This is a genomic window from Brenneria roseae subsp. roseae (assembly GCF_003115845.1).
In the GTDB taxonomy this organism is placed as follows: domain Bacteria; phylum Pseudomonadota; class Gammaproteobacteria; order Enterobacterales; family Enterobacteriaceae; genus Brenneria; species Brenneria roseae.
On sequence record NZ_KZ819029.1, the window covers coordinates 169,840 to 187,924 of the forward strand.

The 18,085-nt window shown below is 49.5% G+C and carries 20 protein-coding genes, 2 tRNA genes and 2 pseudogenes; 3 read left to right on the plus strand and 21 right to left on the minus strand.

The annotated features are described in order from the left end of the window. Window positions 1–57 precede the first annotated feature (57 nt). Window positions 58–1,113, minus strand: a complete 1,056-nt coding sequence (gene aroG / locus DDT52_RS12670) for a 3-deoxy-7-phosphoheptulonate synthase AroG (protein WP_109053657.1) — start codon at window positions 1,111–1,113, stop codon at window positions 58–60. Window positions 1,114–1,422: 309 nt separating this feature from the next. On the opposite strand from aroG, the gene zitB reads away from it, so the two are divergent. Continuing rightward, window positions 1,423–2,343, plus strand: a complete 921-nt coding sequence (gene zitB, locus DDT52_RS12675; RefSeq protein WP_136156686.1) for a CDF family zinc transporter ZitB — start codon at window positions 1,423–1,425, stop codon at window positions 2,341–2,343. Between the two features lie 27 nt (window positions 2,344–2,370). Here zitB and pnuC read toward each other — a convergent pair whose 3' ends face one another. Both pnuC and nadA read right to left on the minus strand, forming a co-directional pair. Next, a complete protein-coding gene (gene pnuC / locus DDT52_RS12680) occupies window positions 2,371–3,096 on the minus strand; it encodes a nicotinamide riboside transporter PnuC (protein ID WP_136156687.1) in 726 nt (241 codons plus the stop codon). A 77-nt stretch (window positions 3,097–3,173) separates the two neighbouring features. Further along, window positions 3,174–4,235, minus strand: a complete 1,062-nt coding sequence (gene nadA / locus DDT52_RS12685; RefSeq protein WP_136156688.1) for a quinolinate synthase NadA — start codon at window positions 4,233–4,235, stop codon at window positions 3,174–3,176. Window positions 4,236–4,433: 198 nt separating this feature from the next. Here nadA and DDT52_RS12690 point away from each other — a divergent pair, with 198 nt between their 5' ends. Next, window positions 4,434–4,832, plus strand: a complete 399-nt coding sequence (locus tag DDT52_RS12690; protein ID WP_136156689.1) for a YjaA family stress response protein — start codon at window positions 4,434–4,436, stop codon at window positions 4,830–4,832. Between the two features lie 44 nt (window positions 4,833–4,876). On the opposite strand, the gene DDT52_RS12695 is transcribed toward DDT52_RS12690, so the two are convergent. From DDT52_RS12695 to DDT52_RS12705, 3 genes are all read right to left on the minus strand, one after another. Further along, window positions 4,877–5,593: a DUF554 domain-containing protein gene (locus tag DDT52_RS12695; protein ID WP_136156690.1), complete on the minus strand. Its 717-nt coding sequence runs from the start codon at window positions 5,591–5,593 to the stop codon at window positions 4,877–4,879. Between the two features lie 270 nt (window positions 5,594–5,863). Then, complete coding sequence (locus DDT52_RS12700; protein ID WP_136156691.1) at window positions 5,864–6,184, minus strand: CcdB family protein; 321 nt, start codon at window positions 6,182–6,184, stop codon at window positions 5,864–5,866. Beyond that, entirely contained in the window at window positions 6,184–6,432 is a 249-nt protein-coding gene (locus DDT52_RS12705; RefSeq protein ID WP_136156739.1) for a type II toxin-antitoxin system CcdA family antitoxin, read from the minus strand. The genes DDT52_RS12700 and DDT52_RS12705 overlap by 1 nt, the downstream gene beginning before the upstream one ends. Window positions 6,433–6,731: 299 nt before the next feature. Between DDT52_RS12705 and DDT52_RS12710 the strand changes: the two are divergent. Next, window positions 6,732–6,915, plus strand: a pseudogene (locus DDT52_RS12710) (transposase); the annotation flags it as partial. Window positions 6,916–6,977: 62 nt separating this feature from the next. On the opposite strand, the gene DDT52_RS12715 reads toward DDT52_RS12710, so the two are convergent. The 15 genes and pseudogenes from DDT52_RS12715 to cydA all read right to left on the minus strand — a co-directional run bounded on the left by DDT52_RS12715 (window position 6,978) and on the right by cydA (window position 17,635). Beyond that, the gene (locus DDT52_RS12715; RefSeq protein ID WP_136156692.1) at window positions 6,978–7,514 is read right to left on the minus strand and encodes a hypothetical protein; all 537 of its coding nucleotides are present in this window, start codon (window positions 7,512–7,514) and stop codon (window positions 6,978–6,980) included. A 328-nt stretch (window positions 7,515–7,842) separates the two neighbouring features. After that, window positions 7,843–8,324: pseudogene (locus DDT52_RS21185) on the minus strand (tyrosine-type recombinase/integrase); the annotation flags it as partial. Window positions 8,325–8,403: 79 nt separating this feature from the next. Continuing rightward, window positions 8,404–8,479: transfer RNA gene (locus tag DDT52_RS12730), tRNA-Lys, on the minus strand. Between the two features lie 36 nt (window positions 8,480–8,515). Continuing rightward, a tRNA-Lys gene (locus DDT52_RS12735) sits at window positions 8,516–8,591 on the minus strand. A 263-nt stretch (window positions 8,592–8,854) separates the two neighbouring features. Then, window positions 8,855–9,631 (minus strand): cell division protein CpoB, encoded by a 777-nt coding sequence (gene cpoB / locus DDT52_RS12740; RefSeq protein WP_136156694.1) that lies wholly within the window; start codon window positions 9,629–9,631, stop codon window positions 8,855–8,857. A 9-nt stretch (window positions 9,632–9,640) separates the two neighbouring features. Beyond that, window positions 9,641–10,147: a peptidoglycan-associated lipoprotein Pal gene (gene pal, locus DDT52_RS12745; protein ID WP_136156695.1), complete on the minus strand. Its 507-nt coding sequence runs from the start codon at window positions 10,145–10,147 to the stop codon at window positions 9,641–9,643. Window positions 10,148–10,188: 41 nt separating this feature from the next. Beyond that, a complete protein-coding gene (tolB, locus tag DDT52_RS12750; protein ID WP_136156696.1) occupies window positions 10,189–11,481 on the minus strand; it encodes a Tol-Pal system beta propeller repeat protein TolB in 1,293 nt (430 codons plus the stop codon). A gap of 140 nt (window positions 11,482–11,621) precedes the next feature. Next, the gene (gene tolA, locus DDT52_RS12755) at window positions 11,622–12,767 is read right to left on the minus strand and encodes a cell envelope integrity protein TolA (protein ID WP_136156697.1); all 1,146 of its coding nucleotides are present in this window, start codon (window positions 12,765–12,767) and stop codon (window positions 11,622–11,624) included. Window positions 12,768–12,831: 64 nt separating this feature from the next. Beyond that, window positions 12,832–13,257, minus strand: a complete 426-nt coding sequence (tolR, locus tag DDT52_RS12760) for a colicin uptake protein TolR (protein WP_109053667.1) — start codon at window positions 13,255–13,257, stop codon at window positions 12,832–12,834. Window positions 13,258–13,269: 12 nt separating this feature from the next. Continuing rightward, on the minus strand, window positions 13,270–13,956 hold the full coding sequence (tolQ, locus tag DDT52_RS12765) for a Tol-Pal system protein TolQ (protein ID WP_109053668.1): 687 nt from the start codon (window positions 13,954–13,956) through the stop codon (window positions 13,270–13,272). Beyond that, window positions 13,953–14,357, minus strand: coding sequence for a tol-pal system-associated acyl-CoA thioesterase (ybgC, locus tag DDT52_RS12770; protein WP_136156698.1), 405 nt, complete (start codon window positions 14,355–14,357; stop codon window positions 13,953–13,955). The genes tolQ and ybgC overlap by 4 nt, the downstream gene beginning before the upstream one ends. A 133-nt stretch (window positions 14,358–14,490) precedes the next feature. After that, entirely contained in the window at window positions 14,491–14,784 is a 294-nt protein-coding gene (ybgE, locus tag DDT52_RS12775) for a cyd operon protein YbgE (RefSeq protein WP_136156699.1), read from the minus strand. Next, window positions 14,781–14,897, minus strand: a complete 117-nt coding sequence (cydX, locus tag DDT52_RS12780) for a cytochrome bd-I oxidase subunit CydX (RefSeq protein WP_109053671.1) — start codon at window positions 14,895–14,897, stop codon at window positions 14,781–14,783. Before cydX ends, ybgE begins: the two co-directional genes overlap by 4 nt. Window positions 14,898–14,913: 16 nt before the next feature. Further along, on the minus strand, window positions 14,914–16,053 hold the full coding sequence (cydB, locus tag DDT52_RS12785) for a cytochrome d ubiquinol oxidase subunit II (RefSeq protein WP_109053672.1): 1,140 nt from the start codon (window positions 16,051–16,053) through the stop codon (window positions 14,914–14,916). Between the two features lie 13 nt (window positions 16,054–16,066). Further along, window positions 16,067–17,635, minus strand: a complete 1,569-nt coding sequence (gene cydA, locus DDT52_RS12790) for a cytochrome ubiquinol oxidase subunit I (protein ID WP_136156700.1) — start codon at window positions 17,633–17,635, stop codon at window positions 16,067–16,069. Between the last annotated feature and the right edge of the window lie 450 nt (window positions 17,636–18,085).

The following is an 18,085-nucleotide window of genomic DNA, read 5'->3' on the forward strand; positions in this document are numbered from 1 at the left end:
GACAGAGCGCAGTGATAAGGGATAGATCGTAAAAACCCAATCATCCCTGTAAGCCGCTTACTTGCTGCGGCGCTCGCGCACCGCCGAGGCCAGTTGACGCAACAGCATTTCGGTATCTTCCCAGCCAATGCAGGCATCGGTGACGCTCTGACCGTATACCAACGGTTCATTGTTTTCCAGACTCTGGTTGCCTTCAACCAGATGGCTTTCAACCATCACCCCCACAATCGCTTTTTCGCCCTGAGCAATTTGCCCGCTGACGTCTTCACAGACTTCCATCTGCTTTTTGAATTTCTTGCTGCTGTTGGCATGGCTGAAATCGATCATAACCTGCGGCGTCAGGCCCGCTTTTTCCAGACCAATCTTCACCTCTTTCACATGTTCGGCGCTGTAATTCGGCGTTTTACCACCGCGCAGAATAATATGGCAATCATTGTTACCGCTGGTGTTAACAATAGCGGAGTGACCCCATTTAGTGACGGACAAGAAGCAATGCGGCGCGCTGGCGGCATTAATGGCGTCAATAGCAACTTTGATCGTACCGTCAGTACCGTTCTTAAAACCAACCGGACAAGACAAACCGGAAGCCAGCTCACGGTGTACCTGAGACTCCGTGGTCCGCGCGCCAATCGCGCCCCAGCTCATTAAATCCGCCATGTATTGCGGCGTGATCATATCCAGAAATTCGCCAGCGGCAGGCAAACCCATGTTGTTAATTTCCAGCAACAGATGACGCGCAATACGCAGGCCGTCATTAATCTGGTAGCTGTTATCCATGTGCGGATCGTTGATTAACCCTTTCCAGCCCACCGTTGTACGCGGTTTTTCAAAATAAACCCGCATGACAATTTCCAGATCGTCGCTCAGTTCCTGACGCAGCGTGACCAGGCGGGCGGCATACTCTTTGGCGGCTTTCGGATCGTGAATAGAGCACGGACCGATGACAACCAGCAAGCGATCATCGTTACCGTTAAGGATTTTGTGAATAGCTGTACGCGCGAACGATACCGTTTCTGCGGCCTTGTCCGTGGCGGGAAACTTCTCCAGCAGAGCAACCGGCGGCAAAAGTTCCTTAATGTCTTTGATTCTTAAATCATCATTTTGGTAATTCATAGTAATTCCATCGATTCCAGAACGGTATTTTCAACTCACACCCAATGCGTGCCCCGTAGGCAAGATAGCTTGAGAGGCTGGGTTTTTCATATTGCAGTCGGGTCATTATATGTCAATCAGGCGCTATCGTGGCGCTGAATTCGCCCCTAATTATTCATTCAAACGCCGTCAGCGGCAAAATGCGCCCTCTTTCCACCACGCCATCGACGTCATCAATACGCGGTATAGCAGCCCAAAAGGATATTTTTCCCCTGCCGGTTCCCGTAGAGTAAAATGAACGCCAGATAAGTAAACAACGCGGGATAAACGATGGCACACGATCGCAATCATGCGGAACCGGGCAATAGTAAACGTCTGCTGGCAGCCTTTATCATAACGGCGACCTTTATGGTAGCGGAAGTAATCGGGGGACTGCTGTCGGGATCTCTGGCGCTGCTCGCGGACGCCGGCCACATGCTGACCGATGCGGCGGCGCTGTTCGTCGCGTTGCTGGCCGTTCGTTTTTCCCAGAAGAAACCGAATGCCCGCCATACCTTTGGTTATTTACGCTTCACCACGCTTGCCGCGTTCGTCAATGCCTTGGCGCTGTTGGTTATTACCGCACTCATTGTCTGGGAGGCGATCCGGCGCTTCTACGAACCGCAACCCGTTGCGGGTGTACCTATGTTGCTGGTTGCCATTGGGGGCATGTTGGCGAATATTGCTGCCTTCTGGCTACTGCATCACGGCAACGAAGAGAAAAATATCAATGTTCGGGCTGCCGCTCTGCATGTTCTGGGGGATTTACTCGGTTCGGTGGGGGCGATCGTCGCCGCATTAATCATTCTGTTCACCAGTTGGACGCCTATCGACCCTATTCTGTCGATTTTAGTCTCCTGCCTGGTGCTGCGCAGCGCCTGGTCGCTCATGAAAGAGAGTATTCATGAGCTGCTGGAAGGCACGCCGAGCCAGATAAGTATTGAGGCGCTGAAGAAAGATCTGACGATGAATATTCCCGAGGTGAGAAATATCCATCATGTACACATATGGCAGATTGGCGAAAAGCCTATGATGACGCTGCACGCACAGGTCATTCCGATTTACGACCATGATACGTTACTGAAACAGATTCAGGCGTATTTGCTGAAAAATTACCAGATTGGCCACACGACTATCCAGATGGAGTATCAGCACTGTGATGATGACCACTGCGATATCCATCCTGCGCAAGATCATCACCACCATCACTAATGTGTAAACAGAAAGCGGTTTTAGCGTTTAGGCTTCACGCGCAAGGGGTAAAGAGTGATTATCCCGCGCGCTCTTGATCCACAACCAGGAACCGTTCAGCGCGATCAGCGTCAGGATAGCGTATTCCACCGCCATGGCATAAACCCCCTGGTAGGCAAAAATCACCACGCTAATAATGTCGATAACCACCCAAAGCAGCCAGTTTTCAACATACTTGCGCGTCATCAACAGCATCGCCACGATGGATAACACCATCATGGTTGAGTCCCAGAACGGGAATGCATCAGGTTGCAACTCTGGCATTTGTGCGGCGATCCCGAACATTTGCATACCCGATACCGCCACACGCGTCAGCGCCGCAAAAACCGGATCGATATAAGCCGTCATCAGCCCAATTGCGACAACGCTTATCGCAGACCAGCCTATTAGCTTAGGCAATGACAGCCAGCGGATCTTAAGCTCAACTTCATTGGTATCTGTCTTGCGTGTCCAGGCATACCAGCCATAAACATTGGCAGCGAAAAAGAAAATCTGTAGCAGCAGGCTGGCATAGAGTTGAATCTGGAAAAAAATCACCGCAAACAGCGTGACATTAATCAAACCAAACAAGTAGTTAATGGTTTTTTCCAGACTCGCCAGCCAAATGCACAACAGACCAACCAGCGTACCAATCGCCTCGATCCAGGACAGATCGTATCCACCCGCACCTAAAGGAATATGAATTAAAATGTTACTGGTACTGAAAAAATCCATCTCTCCACCTTGTCTCAATGATTAAGCGCAAATTGATTATGTTGATCAAGCAAAGACCATAAAGAACAGCATTGCCATCAGGCATTCCCGCGGACGCGTAATTTCAATTCCGCCGCAAAATCAAGCATCCGATTCAGCGGGATCAGCGCCCCTTCACGTAGCGCCGCATCGACATGAATTTCATGCAGGCTGCCCCCCTGCTCCAGACCTTTGGCAATCGCTTCAAGACCATTCATCGCCATCCAGGGACAATGCGCACAACTGCGGCAGGTTGCCCCCTCTCCCGCGGTCGGCGCTTCTAATAATGTCTTATCCGGACACGCCTGCTGCATTTTGTAGAAAATACCGCGATCGGTTGCCACAATCAGCTCACGCTGGGGTAACGTTTTTGCCGCCTGAATCAATTGGCTGGTTGAACCTACCGCATCGGCCATCTCGACGACGCTTTGGGGTGATTCCGGGTGCACCAGAATCGCGGCGTCCGGATAAAGCACCTTCATACGCTTCAGCGCCTGAATTTTAAATTCATCATGTACGATACAGGCACCTTGCCAGCACAGCACATCGGCCCCGGTCTGCTTTTGTACGTAGCTCCCCAGATGACGATCGGGAGCCCAGATAATTTTTTCTCCCAGACTATCCAGATGCTCAATCAATTCGACAGCAATACTGGATGTCACGACCCAATCAGCGCGCGCCTTGACGGCAGCAGAGGTATTGGCATACACCACCACGGTACGATCGGGATGACTATCGCAAAACTGGCTGAACGTGTCGATCGGGCAGCCGAGATCAAGCGAGCATTCTGCTTCCAGCGTCGGCATCAGCACCGTTTTTTCCGGGTTGAGAATTTTTGCCGTTTCGCCCATGAAACGAACCCCGGCGACCAACAGCGTCGAGGCCGCATGCGTGCTGCCAAAACGGGCCATTTCCAGTGAGTCGGCCACACAACCGCCGGTTTCTTCCGCCAACGCCTGGATTTCCGGATCGGTATAGTAATGGGCAACGATTACCGCATTTCTCTGCTGCAGTAATGTTTTTATCCTGCTACGGTATTGCCGCTTTTCTTCGGCGGACAAGGGCTTGGGTTTCGCCGGAAAAGGATAAATGGTTTCATTGCTATCGAAAATGATGCTCATTATGGATTTCCATGATGACAACGTAGAGAACTAAACGATCTATGACGCTCAGTTTCAGACTTTGGTGTTTTTTATCCTAAACAAAATACCGAAAAAACCGGATAAAGTCGCCTTATTTTTAGCGAAAAATCGCCAGATTGTTTAATATGCATAAAACAACGATCAGGCAGTCAGTTATTGAGGAAACAGGGAGATTCAGTGGCTCATATTTATATCAAAATTTACCGCGACACGCTGATCGTCAGAAATGCGGGCACAGGCAAAGAAGTGACAGGCAAACCGGAAACCCCGTTTACCACCACACGTCTGCTACTCGGGCAAATGATCCCAGCCATGAAATTGCTGCAGCAACTGACACGCAAAGTCGCGCCAAAACGATTAGTCGATCTGTTTATTCCCCATAAAGTCATCATCCAGGCTATGGAAATGAATGAAGGGGGGCACAGTCAGGTCGAATTTGCCAGCTATATGGAACTGGCCAAAACCATTAGCCCACAGGGTAAGCAGGTTTACTTATGCACCAAATCTGTCCCGCTGACCGATCGGGAAATCATCCAGATATTTAGCGGCCAGCCGTCAGGTATTGTCAGCCGTTGAACGATTCACACTGCGTCAAAAAAATCGGTATTCTCTACCGCAGCTCAGCCGAAGATTCGGTGCCAGTAGAGGGATATCGGAACAATCAGTATCAGCGCCGGCAGGAAATTAACAACCGCAATGAGCTTAATTTGAGCAATCCGCAATCCGACTGCCACCATAATAATGCCGCCACAGGCGGAAAAATCCCCCATGGTGATAACCGTCATGAACGGCATAATCAGTTTGGCGGAGAAAAACAGTAACGTCTGGATAATAAACTGCGGAATAGCAATCGACATTACCGAGAATCCCAGAGTAATGGAGAAGATCAGCGCGGTAAAAACATCCAGAGCCGATTTGACAATCAGCAACTGATAGTCGCCGGTTAAACCTTCGGTTAACGCGCCAACCACCCCCGTTCCACTGGCGCAGAACAGCATGATTAATGCGGTGAAATTTTGCGTATACACATCCTGCGGCAGGCGATGTTCCATCGTCGGCAACAGACGATTCAGCGTTTTTTGGATAAATATCCCCACATTCTGAACGCCATATTCCATTCGTAACAACTCACCCACGGCAACGCCAATAATAATCGCTAGCGCGACCGCGGGCAGTTGCTGAACTTTGACGATCAGGGTTATCCCCATCGCGATGGACACCATGGCAAATGCCGGGGGCAATCCATCCTGCAAGCGCTGCGGAATAAAACGCCGCAATGCGATACCAATACCGCCACCGATCAGGATAGCGGCGCCATTAATCAACGGACCGACCATAAAATCTCCCTAACCACGGTGTCATACGCTTTTCCGTGGCAGCAACTCACATTGGCTATAGGTTCGAAATAAAATGAACTGACGGGCTTTACAGCCCCATAGTGAGGTATTGAAAAACGTAATATACCGCAAACCAGAGAGTTAGTGGGAAAGCAAATAGGCAGGAGTATCGGGTGCGGTAACGCTACATGGATTGACTGTTGTGAGATAGCACAGAGAAGGGCAGACTCAAACCCGTTCATGACTGGATAATCGTGCTTATCTCTTGGTTTATGCATTCGTAAGTATGGCATCAAAAGCAGAGATAATTTCGTCTCTGGACGCAATGGCATTACAGACGAAATCCATTTTATTCATTTTTTTTGATTCGAGAAATGTCATTGCTGGAGTGAAAATATAATACTCTTCGCCGTTAACATTAATGACCGGGGTTATTCTTTTCTTGTTCAGCGTGAGATCCTGCGTTGAAACAAGAGGAACGATCAGACGAGTCGATAAATCATCGAAATAATCGTGCTGGATGATCAAATAATACGGCCATAGCTGATTTGATTTGGCCGATGGGTTCCGGTAAACATCAAATTGCGACATTAAATACTCCCGAAAAAGTCATCGTCCGTGATCATCCCTGCTTTTTCCATGAACTTATTCATGGCCTGCATATCCTGTTTTTCCTTCTCACGCTCACTTTTTCTGGCCTCGATCGCCTGTGCCAGCAGTTCATCCAGTGTCGCCGACAGGTTCATATTCATGTTGCGAGCCGCCTCGACCAGTGAAGCGGTCAGATATACGTTAGTGCTTCTTTTAGCACCCTGACGGGAAGCGATTGCGGTTTTCATCATGCCGTGTCCTATGCGCAAGGGTATGCGCAAAGTATGGGCCGAAGGCGGTGTAAAAACAATCGTGGCGAAGCACTATCCGAGGGCGCTGGCGGAAAGGTAATGTACGAGGTAGTTTCTGTGCGTTTATCAGGTGGTGGGATTCGATGATTTCCGATGCCCGGACGAAGAACCGAAGAGAAAACAAAGCGTTTAATAAGAGGGGATTTTTACCTGGCCCACTACCTGACCCAATTTGCGGAAGGTAGCGTTTTGCTGGATTCGCGTTGCTCAAAATCGATCTCCCGATTTTGCCGACTCGTGCATCACTGGTTCAGGACTGGGCGCTCGTGATGAATATTGAACCGCATTACCTGCCGCCTTACAGCTCGAATCTGAATCCTCTAGAGAGGTTGTGGAAGATAATGGTGGAAGATAATGAATGAACACGCGAGGAATAATCGATATTTTGCAACTGCGAAAGCCTTCAGGGAGACAGTATACGAATCAAGAGCTTATAGAGATGCGAGCCATATTAATTCAGCCGCATCTCACTTTAACAAAAATCAACTCCAGTTAATCGCATCCAAATAAGATTGAGGCTGTGTATTCATGTAACTAACAATTTTGTCAAAAATATCTGCGGGATTGGTTCCTTTAGCTGTTTCTTCATTATAAATCGCCGTTCTTCCGGCTAATGCAGATGCACTAATTTCTTTAAAAGAAGCAGATGAAGTTGAGGTGACTAGTTGTCCCGTTGAATAGTAAGTTGTATAAAAGGAACCATCTGGACGATCATGAATTGAAATAAGTTCATAATCTGAAGTAGTGGCCAATGTTTTAACGATATTGGCTACCCCATCTTTATCGCTCTTATTATGTAAGTGCTCCGACATTGTGGCGCTATAGGATGAAGACTTTTCACTGGATGATTTGGTAGAAGAAGACGAAGTGACGGTGCTTTCATCGGCACTATCATTATCTGAAACGATCTCACTTAATACTGCTGCAAAAGAAACGTCGTCTTCTGTTTTTTTCGTGCAGACAGTCGATATCTGGTCAGCAATGCTGTAACTCGAAGTGCTTACTCCATTAATACTCATTTTCAGTATCCCTATATTGAATTGGTATTTATGCCGAAAAAAATCACCAATATATTTTTTCGTATAGCCCTAAAACGCTCTAAAAACGATTTTGAGACGTTTTCCATCTAATCTGAAATACACTTACCCATGCCCCCCTCAAAAAAGCCGTTTCCATTCTATGGTAGGCAAGTTGTCAAGGCAATAATGCAGCCATAAAAGCCTCTGGGCCGCGTTATGCGCTTTTCTTGCCGAATACCCGATGCCCACATTATCGCCTTTCTCAAGGCTGTCTATGTAGGCCGCATACCATTGAAGCATTTCTCGGCGACTATCAAGATACTGCGCATTGCTCTGAGAATGGCACAAGGTGAGGACGACGCATTTTCATACGTTCCACGGGGTCTGCCATATTTCCTTGTCAAAGTCGATTTCTGTCCATTCTGCCGCTCTCAGTTCGACTGTGCGCAATCCAGTTAGCATAAGCAGGCAAGTAGCTATCTGAGTAATCAGCCGCCGCTGTAGCCGCTTAGAGCGTTCAGGAATGAATTCAGCTCACCAGCAAAGCGATGCGGGAAACGCTGTTTTTTAGGCGCTATCAGGGCACCGGCCAAATCCGTCACCGGGTTAGTTTCGGCCCGGTCTGAAATAGTGGCATAGGTGAAAATTTGTCGGCAAACCTGACGGGTTTTCTTCAGCTTATCCAACACGCCGCGTTTTTCCATTTTTCGCAACACGTCCCACATTTCTTTGTGGCCTGATGTCCGCGATCGGTTTCTTGTCGGTATGGGAGAAGATGTCTTTTTTCAGGTATTCGAGCACATTATCGGCACAGTCTTATGTTCATGCTGATATCACACTGATTTTCAAGGGTTTTTAGACGTTACAGAACGTAACTAGCTGATTTATTTGGTGGGTCGTGCAGGATTCGAACCTGCGACCAATTGATTAAAAGTCAACTGCTCTACCAACTGAGCTAACGACCCGCAATGCGGAACTGCTTAAAAACTTACTGATGTAATTGGTGGGTCGTGCAGGATTCGAACCTGCGACCAATTGATTAAAAGTCAACTGCTCTACCAACTGAGCTAACGACCCGCAACGCGGAACTGCTTAAAACTTACTGCTGTAATTGGTGAGTGGTGTCGGCAAATTGATTAAAAATCAATTGCTCTCCGCGCCCCCAATTCATGCTGCTTTGGCGTTTCGTTCTTGCCTTGGCAACGGCGGCATATATTACTAATTTAAATTTTCAGCGCAACCTATTTTCTATAAAAATAGTTCGACTGCTTATTCTTAAGACGTTCAGGCACAAAAATTGCCCATAACGCGCAACTTTTGTGCCTGACGGACGAAAGCGATCACGATGCGGATAAGCGCTTTTGAGCCTGTTTCGCACTTTCCGTATTGGGATACATTTTTACGACTTGCTGGTAAACGGCTTTGGCTTTATCCGTCTGCCCTTTTTCCTGCATGATCACCCCAACCTTAAATAACGCTTCGGAGCTTTTCGGCGATTTGGGATAATTTTTCACAACATTGGCAAAATAGTAGGCAGCATCGTCTTTTTTACCCTTATTGTAATTCAACTGCCCAAGCCAGTAGTTGGCATTGGGTTGATAAGTCGAATCCGGGTATTTTTTGACGAAAGCCTGAAATGCGCTGATTGCCTGATCGTACTGTTTTTTCTCCAGTACCAGCGCAACCGCCGTATTGTAATCACTGTTCATATCACCGGAGGACGCGGTTGGCGCCGCATTATTTGCGGCTCCGCTATCCGTACTTGCAGCTGGCGAACCGTCTGTTGGCGTCGCTGCGGCTGATGACGATGAACTCAATCCATCAATCTGCTGATAGATCTGTTTTTGTCGTTCAACAACCTGATTCAGTTGATACTGACTTTCCTGAATCTGCCCACGCAGGTTGTCAATATCGCGCTGCGTATCAGAGAGCTGTTGCTGAAGTTGAGTTAAAAGCTGGCTGTGAGCGTTGGAAATACGCTCTAGTTGAGTGACTCGATCATCTACCGAGCCAGAGCCGACATTACTGATTGGCGCTTGGGCAGTAGCGGCCCAGGGGACCGCTACGCCAACCAGTAACGACAGACCCAACAAGTGACGTCTGAAGTTACTGTTCATGCGATACTCTTAATATACCAGAACGGCACGACGGTTTTTGGCATATGCCGCTTCGTCATGACCCAGAACGGCTGGTTTTTCTTTACCGTAAGATACGATAGAGATCTGATCAGAGGAAACGCCTTTACCCTGCAAATACATTTGTACCGCGTTGGCACGGCGTTCACCCAGAGCGATGTTGTATTCAGGCGTACCGCGTTCGTCCGCGTGACCTTCGATAGTCACTTTGTAAGACGGGTTGCTACGCAGGAATGCAGCATGGGCGTCCAGCATTTGTGCGAAATCAGAGCGAATATCGTATTTATCCAGATCGAAGTATACGATGTTGTTACGCTGTAATTCCTGCATCTGCAGACGAGCCTGCTCCGAAGAGGCGCTGCTATCAAACGCACCGTTACCACCAGCGGCACCGATTGAAGACTGATCATTGTCCGCATTTTTGTTTGAGCTACATGCGGCAACTGCCAGCACCGGCAGAGCCAACATCAGGCCTTTCAGCACTTTATTGAATTGCATCTCTTTATGTCCTTTGAATAGTTTATTGTACATATCTGCACTTATAGATACGGAGACCAGGCAGGGAATTTAACCTGTCCATCAGTCGCCGGAAGACGCGCTTTGAAACGCCCGTCAGTCGAAACCAGCTGTAGCACGGAACCCAAGCCCTGTTTAGAGCTATAGATAACCATGGTGCCATTCGGTGCGATACTCGGCGTTTCGTCCAGGAACGTGTCCGTTAGTACTTGTACGGCTCCCGTTACCAGATCCTGTTTGGCAATGTGCTGGACGCCACTATTGGAGCCCACCATTACCAGAAATTTACCATCGGCGCTCACTTCAGCGTCCTGATTCTGGGCACCTTCCCAGGTCAGGCGTTGCGGTGAACCGCCGTTAACATTCACTTTATATACTTGAGGACGTCCGGCCTGATCAGAAGTATAGGACAGCGTCTGGCTATCAGGGAACCAGGTTGGCTCGGTGTTATTGCTGCGACCATCGGTTACCTGACTGATTTGGCCAGACCCCAGGTTCATCACATACAGATTCAGACTACCGCTTTTAGACAATGCAAATGCCAGCTTACTGCCATCCGGCGAGAAAGCGGGCGCCCCGTTATGACGAGGGAATGACGCAACCTGTCGAATGGCACCGTTTGCCAGAGTCTGGATAACCAGCGCGGAACGACCGCTTTCAAAGGTTACGTAGGCAAGTTTGCTGCCATCCGGAGACCAGGCTGGAGACATCAGCGGTTCAGGGGAACGGTGTACGACAAACTGGTTAAAGCCATCGTAATCCGCAACGCGCAATTCGTAAGGGAACTGACCGCCGTTAGTCTGCACAACATAAGCGATACGGGTGCGGAACGCCCCCTTGATGCCGGTCAGCTTTTCAAACACTTCATCACTGGCGGTATGCGCAGCATAACGTAACCATTGTTTGGTCACCTTGAACTGATTCTGCGCCAATACGCTGCCGGGGTTACCGGAAGTATCCACCAGTTGGTAAGAAACAACATAGCTGCCGTCTGCGCCAGGCTGAACCTGTCCGACAACGACGGCATCAATGCCCAATGCCGTCCAGGCGGCGGGTGTGACTTCAGACGCTGTCGCCGGTTGCTGAGGCATACGGTTGGCATCGATCGGATTGAACTTGCCGCTGTTACGCAAGTCAGCCCCCACAATACCACCCACCTCTTCAGGCGCGGCACCCGCTCCCACCCATTTGAAAGGAACGACGCCGATCGGACGGGCGGAGTCTACCCCCTGGGTAATCTCTATACGTACTTCCGCTTGCGCCACTGCGGCAAACAGCATTAAAAAGCTTAATGCGACTTTAAGTACCTGCTTCATTTCATCTCCCTTATCCAGACGAAGCGTCTGCGATAAATTAGCAGAATTTTAACAAAAACAAACCAATGTCAACAAAACACCATAACCTGGTTTGCTTACCATAGTAATAATCTTAAACCTATATGGGTAAACAGCCCGGGTTACTGCGGTTTAAAATCTATCGGCGCATTTTTGAAAGCCTCATAAACATCTGAACTTGGCGGCCTCGGAATTCTCGCCTGTTTCGCCGCGGCAATCGCCGCCTGACACAAGGCAGGATCGCCACCTTCAGCATTCACATCGATCAACAAACCGTCAGGAGCCAGCCTGATGCGTAATGTACAGGTTCGGCCTTTATACAACTGCCAGTCGTAAAACTTGCTCTGGATTGCTGCACGAACCTGACTACCGTAACTGTCGAGCGCCGCGCCAGACGCGCCGCTCTTCGCGTTATTACCTGTACCGGCAGGCGCACCGCCGCCCGATTTAGGGGCGTTTTGGGATGATGCCAGGCCTCCCAGCAAATCATCGACCGCACTTTCCTGCCTGGCCGCCTCAGCGGCTGCTTTTTTCTTATCTTCTGCTGCTTTCCTGGCTGCGGCAGCCGCTTCCGCTTTCTTGGCGGCGTCAGCCTCGGCTTTTTTCTTAGCGGCTTCCGCTGCTGCTTTTTGCTTTGCCAGCTCCGCTTCTTTCGCTGCTTCGGCTTTGGCCGCTTCAGCGGCTTTTGCCCTGGCTTCGTCTTCCGCCTGTTTCTTCGCTGCCGCCGCAGCGGCAGCTTGTTGCCGGGCTTCTTCTTCCGCCTTCTTCTTCGCGTCCGCCGCCGCTTTCGCCTGTTGCTCCGCTTCGGCTTTTGCTTTCGCAGCCGCGGCTTCAGCCTGTTTTTGCTGTTCTTTCGCCAGTTGAGCCGCCTCTTCAGCCTGTTTACGCTGTTGAGCCTGTTCCTGCGCCTGCTTTTTGGCCTCTTCCTGGGCCTGCAAACGTTCTTTTTCCAGTTCCTTCAGCCGTTGTTGCTCCGCGGCCTGCTTCTGCTGCAATTCTTCAGCCTGTTGCTCAGCCTGTTTTTTGCGTAATTGCTCAGAGCGTTTTGCATCCGTTTGCTGCTGTTGCTGCCGGTTGTATTGTTCGGCGACGGCGCTGGGATCAACCATGACAGCATCAATTGACGAACCACCGCCGCCACCGCCGCTGGCATCCATCGTTTGAGTTAACGAACTCCAGATCAGCAAAGCAATCAGTATGACATGCAAAACAGCCGAAATAATAACGGCGCGTTTCAGCTTATCGTTTTGTTCGGTTGCCTTTAGCACAAGCGATTCCCAAAAACAGTGTTGCCAGAAATAGACCTAACGATCATTGCGGTGATTAGCTCATTTAAATCGGTTGCGTCATCAAACCAACGGATTTAACCCCGGCCTGATGCAGCAGGTTCAGCGCTTTGATGATCTCATCATAGGGAACATCCTTTGCACCGCCAATCAAAAAGACCGTCTTGGGATTGGCCGCCAACCGGGATTGCGCTTCTGCTATCACCTGTTCAGCCGGCAACTGTTCCATCCTATTCTGCTCTACCACCAGGCTGTACTGCCCGACGCCGGAAACTTCAACGATTACCGGAGGGTTATCATTGCTGGAGACCGTTTTCGAATCCGTCGCTTCAGGCAAATCAACTTCAACGCTCTGCGTGATAATCGGAGCCGTCGCCATAAAAATCAGCAGCAACACCAACAAGACGTCAAGCAATGGGACAATGTTGATTTCGGACTTCAGTTCACGACGTCCTCTGCGTACTCGTGCCATGCTTCCCCCTGATTATTTGCTGTTATCGCTGGAGAAAGCTTGACGATGCAGGATGGCGATGAACTCTTCCATAAAGTTGTCATAGTTCTGTTCCAGCTTGTTCACTCGCTGGTTAAGGCGGTTATATGCCATAACAGCGGGGATTGCCGCGAACAGACCAATCGCCGTTGCAATCAGGGCTTCGGCGATACCAGGCGCAACCATCTGCAAGGTTGCCTGCTTAACCGCCCCCAGAGCGATAAATGCATGCATAATCCCCCACACGGTACCAAACAACCCGATATACGGACTGATGGAGCCTACCGTACCTAAGAACGGGATATGTGTTTCCAGCGTTTCCAGCTCGCGGTTCATGGAGATACGCATCGCACGGGAAGCGCCTTCCACAACCGCTTCCGGCGCATGACTGTTTGCCCGATGCAAGCGTGCAAATTCTTTGAAACCTGAATAAAAGATTTGTTCCGTACCCGTCAGGCTATCGCGGCGAGTCTGGCTTTCCTGATACAAGCGTGAGAGTTCGATACCGGACCAGAACTTATCTTCAAACGCTTCTGCGTCACGCGTCGCCGCATTCAAAATACGGGTTCGCTGAATGATAATCGCCCAGGAAGCGATGGAAAAACAGATTAAAATCAGCATGATTAGTTTGACCAGAAGGCTTGCCTTCAGGAACAAATCAAGAATGTTCATGTCAGTCACTGCTTAAACTCCGCGACAATAGACTTAGGAAGCGCAATTGGCTTCATTTGATGTGGATCGATACATGCGATCAAAACTTCAGCATGGCTCAATAAAATACCATGTGAATTGAGAATGCGCTGCGCGAAAGTCAGAGAAGCGCCACGTATCAAAACGATCTCGCTTTGCACTTCCAACATATCGTCAAGGCGCGCCGGGGCAAGATACTCCACCGTCATCCGGCGAACAGCAAAAGCAACATGCTCACGCATTAAAGCATGCTGGTGAAAATTGCGCTCCCGCAGCATCTCTGTTCTCGCCCTTTCATAAAAGGCGATATAGCGCGCGTGGTAGACAACACCTCCAGCATCAGTGTCTTCAAAGTAGACCCTAACTGGCCAGCGGAATAACGTATTACTCACTCTACATCCCGGTAATGCAATAAACATCGCTACTATACGCAAGAGATATGAGGTTTGGAATGGATTGTGACTGCGGAAAGAAAATAATTATGGGTTGCAAGCAACCCATAACCAAATGGAATAGGCGGCCATTCTAGCTAAAGAAGTAATACAAACCTGCGCTCAGGATCACAAAGGCTGGAAGCGGGGAGAAAAACGCACGCCAGCACAGTCGCTGAGGACGAAAACCGACGCCATGGACCACGCCGGCGCACACCGCCCAAATCAGCAAAAACCCCTGCCATACGGATAGTTCACTGGTCCGGGCGGCAAAACGCGCCGGGTCCCAGAAAATACAACCGGCCGCCAGAAGGGCCATGATAAGGGAAAGAGCCCTTAGCGGGCTCTTATCCATCAGGCGATAGAGTTTATCGACCAAATCACTCATTGAGTTTTATCTTCGGTCGCTTTGTTTGCCTCGCTCTGCTCAAACGCCAGGGCAGTGATAATCCCTAGTGAACAAGCAAGAAGCGTTCCGAGTATCCAGGCAAAATACCACATAAATTAAGCTCCTTACTTAGTACATAGAGTGGGTGTTTTGCTCAATATGTTCTTTGGTAATCCGTCCGAACATTTTGTAGTAACACCAGGCCGTGTAAGACAGCACTATCGGGACGAAAATGATCGCCACCACCGTCATCACTTTCAGGGTCAGCAGGCTGGACGTCGCATCCCACATCGTGAGGCTGACATTCGGCGCCGTTACCGATGGCATGATGAACGGGAACATGGCAACGCCCGCCGTCAGGATCACACAAGCAATAGTCAGTGAGGAGAACAGGAAAGCCCACGCCCCTTTTTCCATTCTGGCGGTAGCGATGGTCAGCAGAGGTAATACCGCGCCTAACAAAGGAATCGCCCACAGAACCGGATGATTGTTGAAGTTAATCAACCAGGCACCCGCCTGATGCGCCACTTCTTTGTGTAACGGATTAGATTCCGCCGCTGTGTTCATCACGGATGTCACGACATAGCCGTCAATTCCGTAAACGACCCAGATACCCGCCAGCACGAACGTAACCATCATGACCAACGCGGAAATCTGTGCTGCCGATTTTGTACGCACATGCAAGTCGCCAGTCGTCCGCATCATCAGATAGGTCGCCCCCTGCGCCACAATCATGGTCAGGCTGACAATACCTGTCAGCAGGCCAAACGGATTGAGCAGCTGGAAGAAATTGCCGGTGTAGTACAGACGCAAGTATTCATCCACATGGAACGGCACCCCCTGCAACAGGTTGCCAAAGGCCACACCGATCACGACCGGCGGTACAAAACTACCGATGAAGATGCCCCAGTCCCACATATTGCGCCAGCGCGGATCTTCGATTTTTGAACGATAGTCAAAACCAACCGGGCGGAAGAACAATGATGCCAGCACCAGAATCATCGCGATGTAGAAGCCGGAAAACGCCGCGGCATAGACCATCGGCCAGGCGGCAAACAACGCGCCGCCCGCCGTGATCAGCCACACCTGGTTTCCGTCCCAATGCGGCGCAATACTGTTAATCATCACGCGACGCTCGGTATCTCCACGCCCCATCAGACGAACCAGTACCCCAACCCCCATGTCAAAACCATCGGTGACAGCAAAACCAATCAGCAGGATGCCGATCAACAGCCACCAGATAAAACGCAAGACTTCATATTCAAACATAGTGGACTCCTGTTTACCGTGCTTCCTGCGCAACCGCTAACGGTTGTTCAAAATGGTAGCGCCCTGTTTTCAGACTGCTTGGACCAAGGCGGGCGTATTTGAACATCAGGTACATTTCTGCGATCAGGAATAGCGTATACAGACCACAAATCAGCGCCATGGAGAACAGAATATCTCCAGCGGTCAATGATGAGGTTGCAACCGCAGTCGGCAGAATCTCACCGATGGCCCAGGGTTGACGGCCATATTCGGCAACAAACCAACCTGCTTCAACCGCAATCCACGGCAATGGAATACCGTACAGTGCTGCACGATGCAGCCATTTTCTCTGACCAATTTTTCCACGCAGCACGGTCCAGAAAGACAGGCCGATGATCAGCAACATCAGGATGCCGCAGGCCACCATGATGCGGAAAGAGAAGTACAACGGCGCGACACGTGGAATAGAGTCTTTGGTTGCCTGTTGAATTTGCGCTTCTGTCGCATCAGCCACTTTTGGCGTATAGCGTTTCAGCAACATGCCGTATCCCAGATCCTGTTTGGACTGGTTAAATGCTTCTTTAACGGCAGGATCGGCGTTACCCGCACGCAGTTCTTCAAGCAGTTGATAAGCTTTCATACCATTACGGATACGAACCTGATGCATTTCCATCAGTTCTTTCAGGCCAGTCACCTGCTTATCGGTAGAACGCGTAACAATCAGACCCAGAACATAAGGGATCCTGATCGCGTAGTTGTTTTCCATACTATCCTGATTCGGTAAACCAATCAGGGTAAAGGAAGCCGGCGCCGGCTGCGTTTCCCACTCAGCTTCAATAGCGGCAAGTTTGGTTTTCTGCACGTCGCCCATCTCATAACCGGATTCATCACCCAGTACGATAACGGATAACACGGAAGCAAGACCGAAACTGGCTGCAATAGCAAAAGAGCGTTTGGCGAAGGCGATATCGCGGCCTTTCAGCAGATAGTAAGAGCTGATACCCAAAATGAACATGGCGCCGGTACAATAGCCCGCGGCGACAGTGTGAACAAATTTCACCTGCGCTACCGGGTTCAATACCAGATCGGCAAAGCTCACCATTTCCATACGCATGGTTTCAAAATTGAAATCAGAGGCGACGGGGTTCTGCATCCAGCCGTTTGCGACCAGGATCCACAGCGCAGAAAAGTTTGAGCCCAATGCAACAAGCCAGGTAACCGCCATGTGTTGTACTTTTCCCAGACGGTCCCAGCCGAAGAAGAACAAGCCAACAAATGTGGATTCAAGGAAGAATGCCATCAACCCTTCAATGGCCAGCGGCGCCCCAAAAATATCCCCGACATAATGTGAGAAATATGACCAGTTGGTACCAAACTGAAACTCCATGGTCAGCCCGGTCGCAACGCCCAGAGCAAAGTTAATTGCAAATAACTTGCCCCAGAACTTGGTCATATCTTTATAGATTTGTTTACCAGACAGCACATATACCGTTTCCATAATCGCCAGCAAGAACGCCATCCCCAGCGTCAATGGTACGAATAGAAAATGGTACATCGCAGTTAAGGCAAACTGTAAGCGTGACAGTTCGACTATATCAAACATCTTGACTCCTTGCTCCTCGCAGGATGGTTTTAGCTTGCAGAAGCTGACAAGCCGCTAAAAACCCGGCAGTAAACACCCAAAAGAGAACACAACAAAAAATTGCTTTAGCACAGGCTTAACATAAGCCGACAAATAAATCGGCAAATCCAACAGCAAGCCAAAGAAAGATCACTAATATCCTACCCGAGAGTGGGTAGCGGTATATTACGCCTGTAATCCCCTACAATAAATAGGTTTTTACGTGACGCAGATTGGGTTTTTGGTTTCAAATCAACTTCCCTATCGGAGAGTACCTTTGGCAATAATTGATTTGCCGCAATTTAATCGTATTTCTAAAAATATATCCAGAGGTGAATTTTGATCTAGCGCAATTTAGCTCCCTTTTGTTAATTATGGGCTTGCATTAATTTCATGTTTGTTTGCATTGTTAAATTCATGTGATATTACGGT

Bases quoted from the DNA above. Each gene is read 5' to 3' on its own strand.
- aroG (WP_109053657.1), bottom strand. From the start codon at position 1,113: ATGAATTACCAAAATGATGATTTAAGAATCAAAGACATTAAGGAACTT.
- zitB (WP_136156686.1), top strand. From the start codon at position 1,423: ATGGCACACGATCGCAATCATGCGGAACCGGGCAATAGTAAACGTCTG.
- pnuC (WP_136156687.1), bottom strand. From the start codon at position 3,096: ATGGATTTTTTCAGTACCAGTAACATTTTAATTCATATTCCTTTAGGT.
- nadA (WP_136156688.1), bottom strand. From the start codon at position 4,235: ATGAGCATCATTTTCGATAGCAATGAAACCATTTATCCTTTTCCGGCG.
- DDT52_RS12695 (WP_136156690.1), bottom strand. From the start codon at position 5,593: ATGGTCGGTCCGTTGATTAATGGCGCCGCTATCCTGATCGGTGGCGGT.
- DDT52_RS12700 (WP_136156691.1), bottom strand. From the start codon at position 6,184: ATGTCGCAATTTGATGTTTACCGGAACCCATCGGCCAAATCAAATCAG.
- DDT52_RS12705 (WP_136156739.1), bottom strand. From the start codon at position 6,432: ATGAAAACCGCAATCGCTTCCCGTCAGGGTGCTAAAAGAAGCACTAAC.
- DDT52_RS12715 (WP_136156692.1), bottom strand. From the start codon at position 7,514: ATGAGTATTAATGGAGTAAGCACTTCGAGTTACAGCATTGCTGACCAG.
- cpoB (WP_136156694.1), bottom strand. From the start codon at position 9,631: ATGAACAGTAACTTCAGACGTCACTTGTTGGGTCTGTCGTTACTGGTT.
- pal (WP_136156695.1), bottom strand. From the start codon at position 10,147: ATGCAATTCAATAAAGTGCTGAAAGGCCTGATGTTGGCTCTGCCGGTG.
- tolB (WP_136156696.1), bottom strand. From the start codon at position 11,481: ATGAAGCAGGTACTTAAAGTCGCATTAAGCTTTTTAATGCTGTTTGCC.
- tolR (WP_109053667.1), bottom strand. From the start codon at position 13,257: ATGGCACGAGTACGCAGAGGACGTCGTGAACTGAAGTCCGAAATCAAC.
- ybgE (WP_136156699.1), bottom strand. From the start codon at position 14,784: ATGAGTGATTTGGTCGATAAACTCTATCGCCTGATGGATAAGAGCCCG.
- cydX (WP_109053671.1), bottom strand. From the start codon at position 14,897: ATGTGGTATTTTGCCTGGATACTCGGAACGCTTCTTGCTTGTTCACTA.
- cydB (WP_109053672.1), bottom strand. From the start codon at position 16,053: ATGTTTGAATATGAAGTCTTGCGTTTTATCTGGTGGCTGTTGATCGGC.
- cydA (WP_136156700.1), bottom strand. From the start codon at position 17,635: ATGTTTGATATAGTCGAACTGTCACGCTTACAGTTTGCCTTAACTGCG.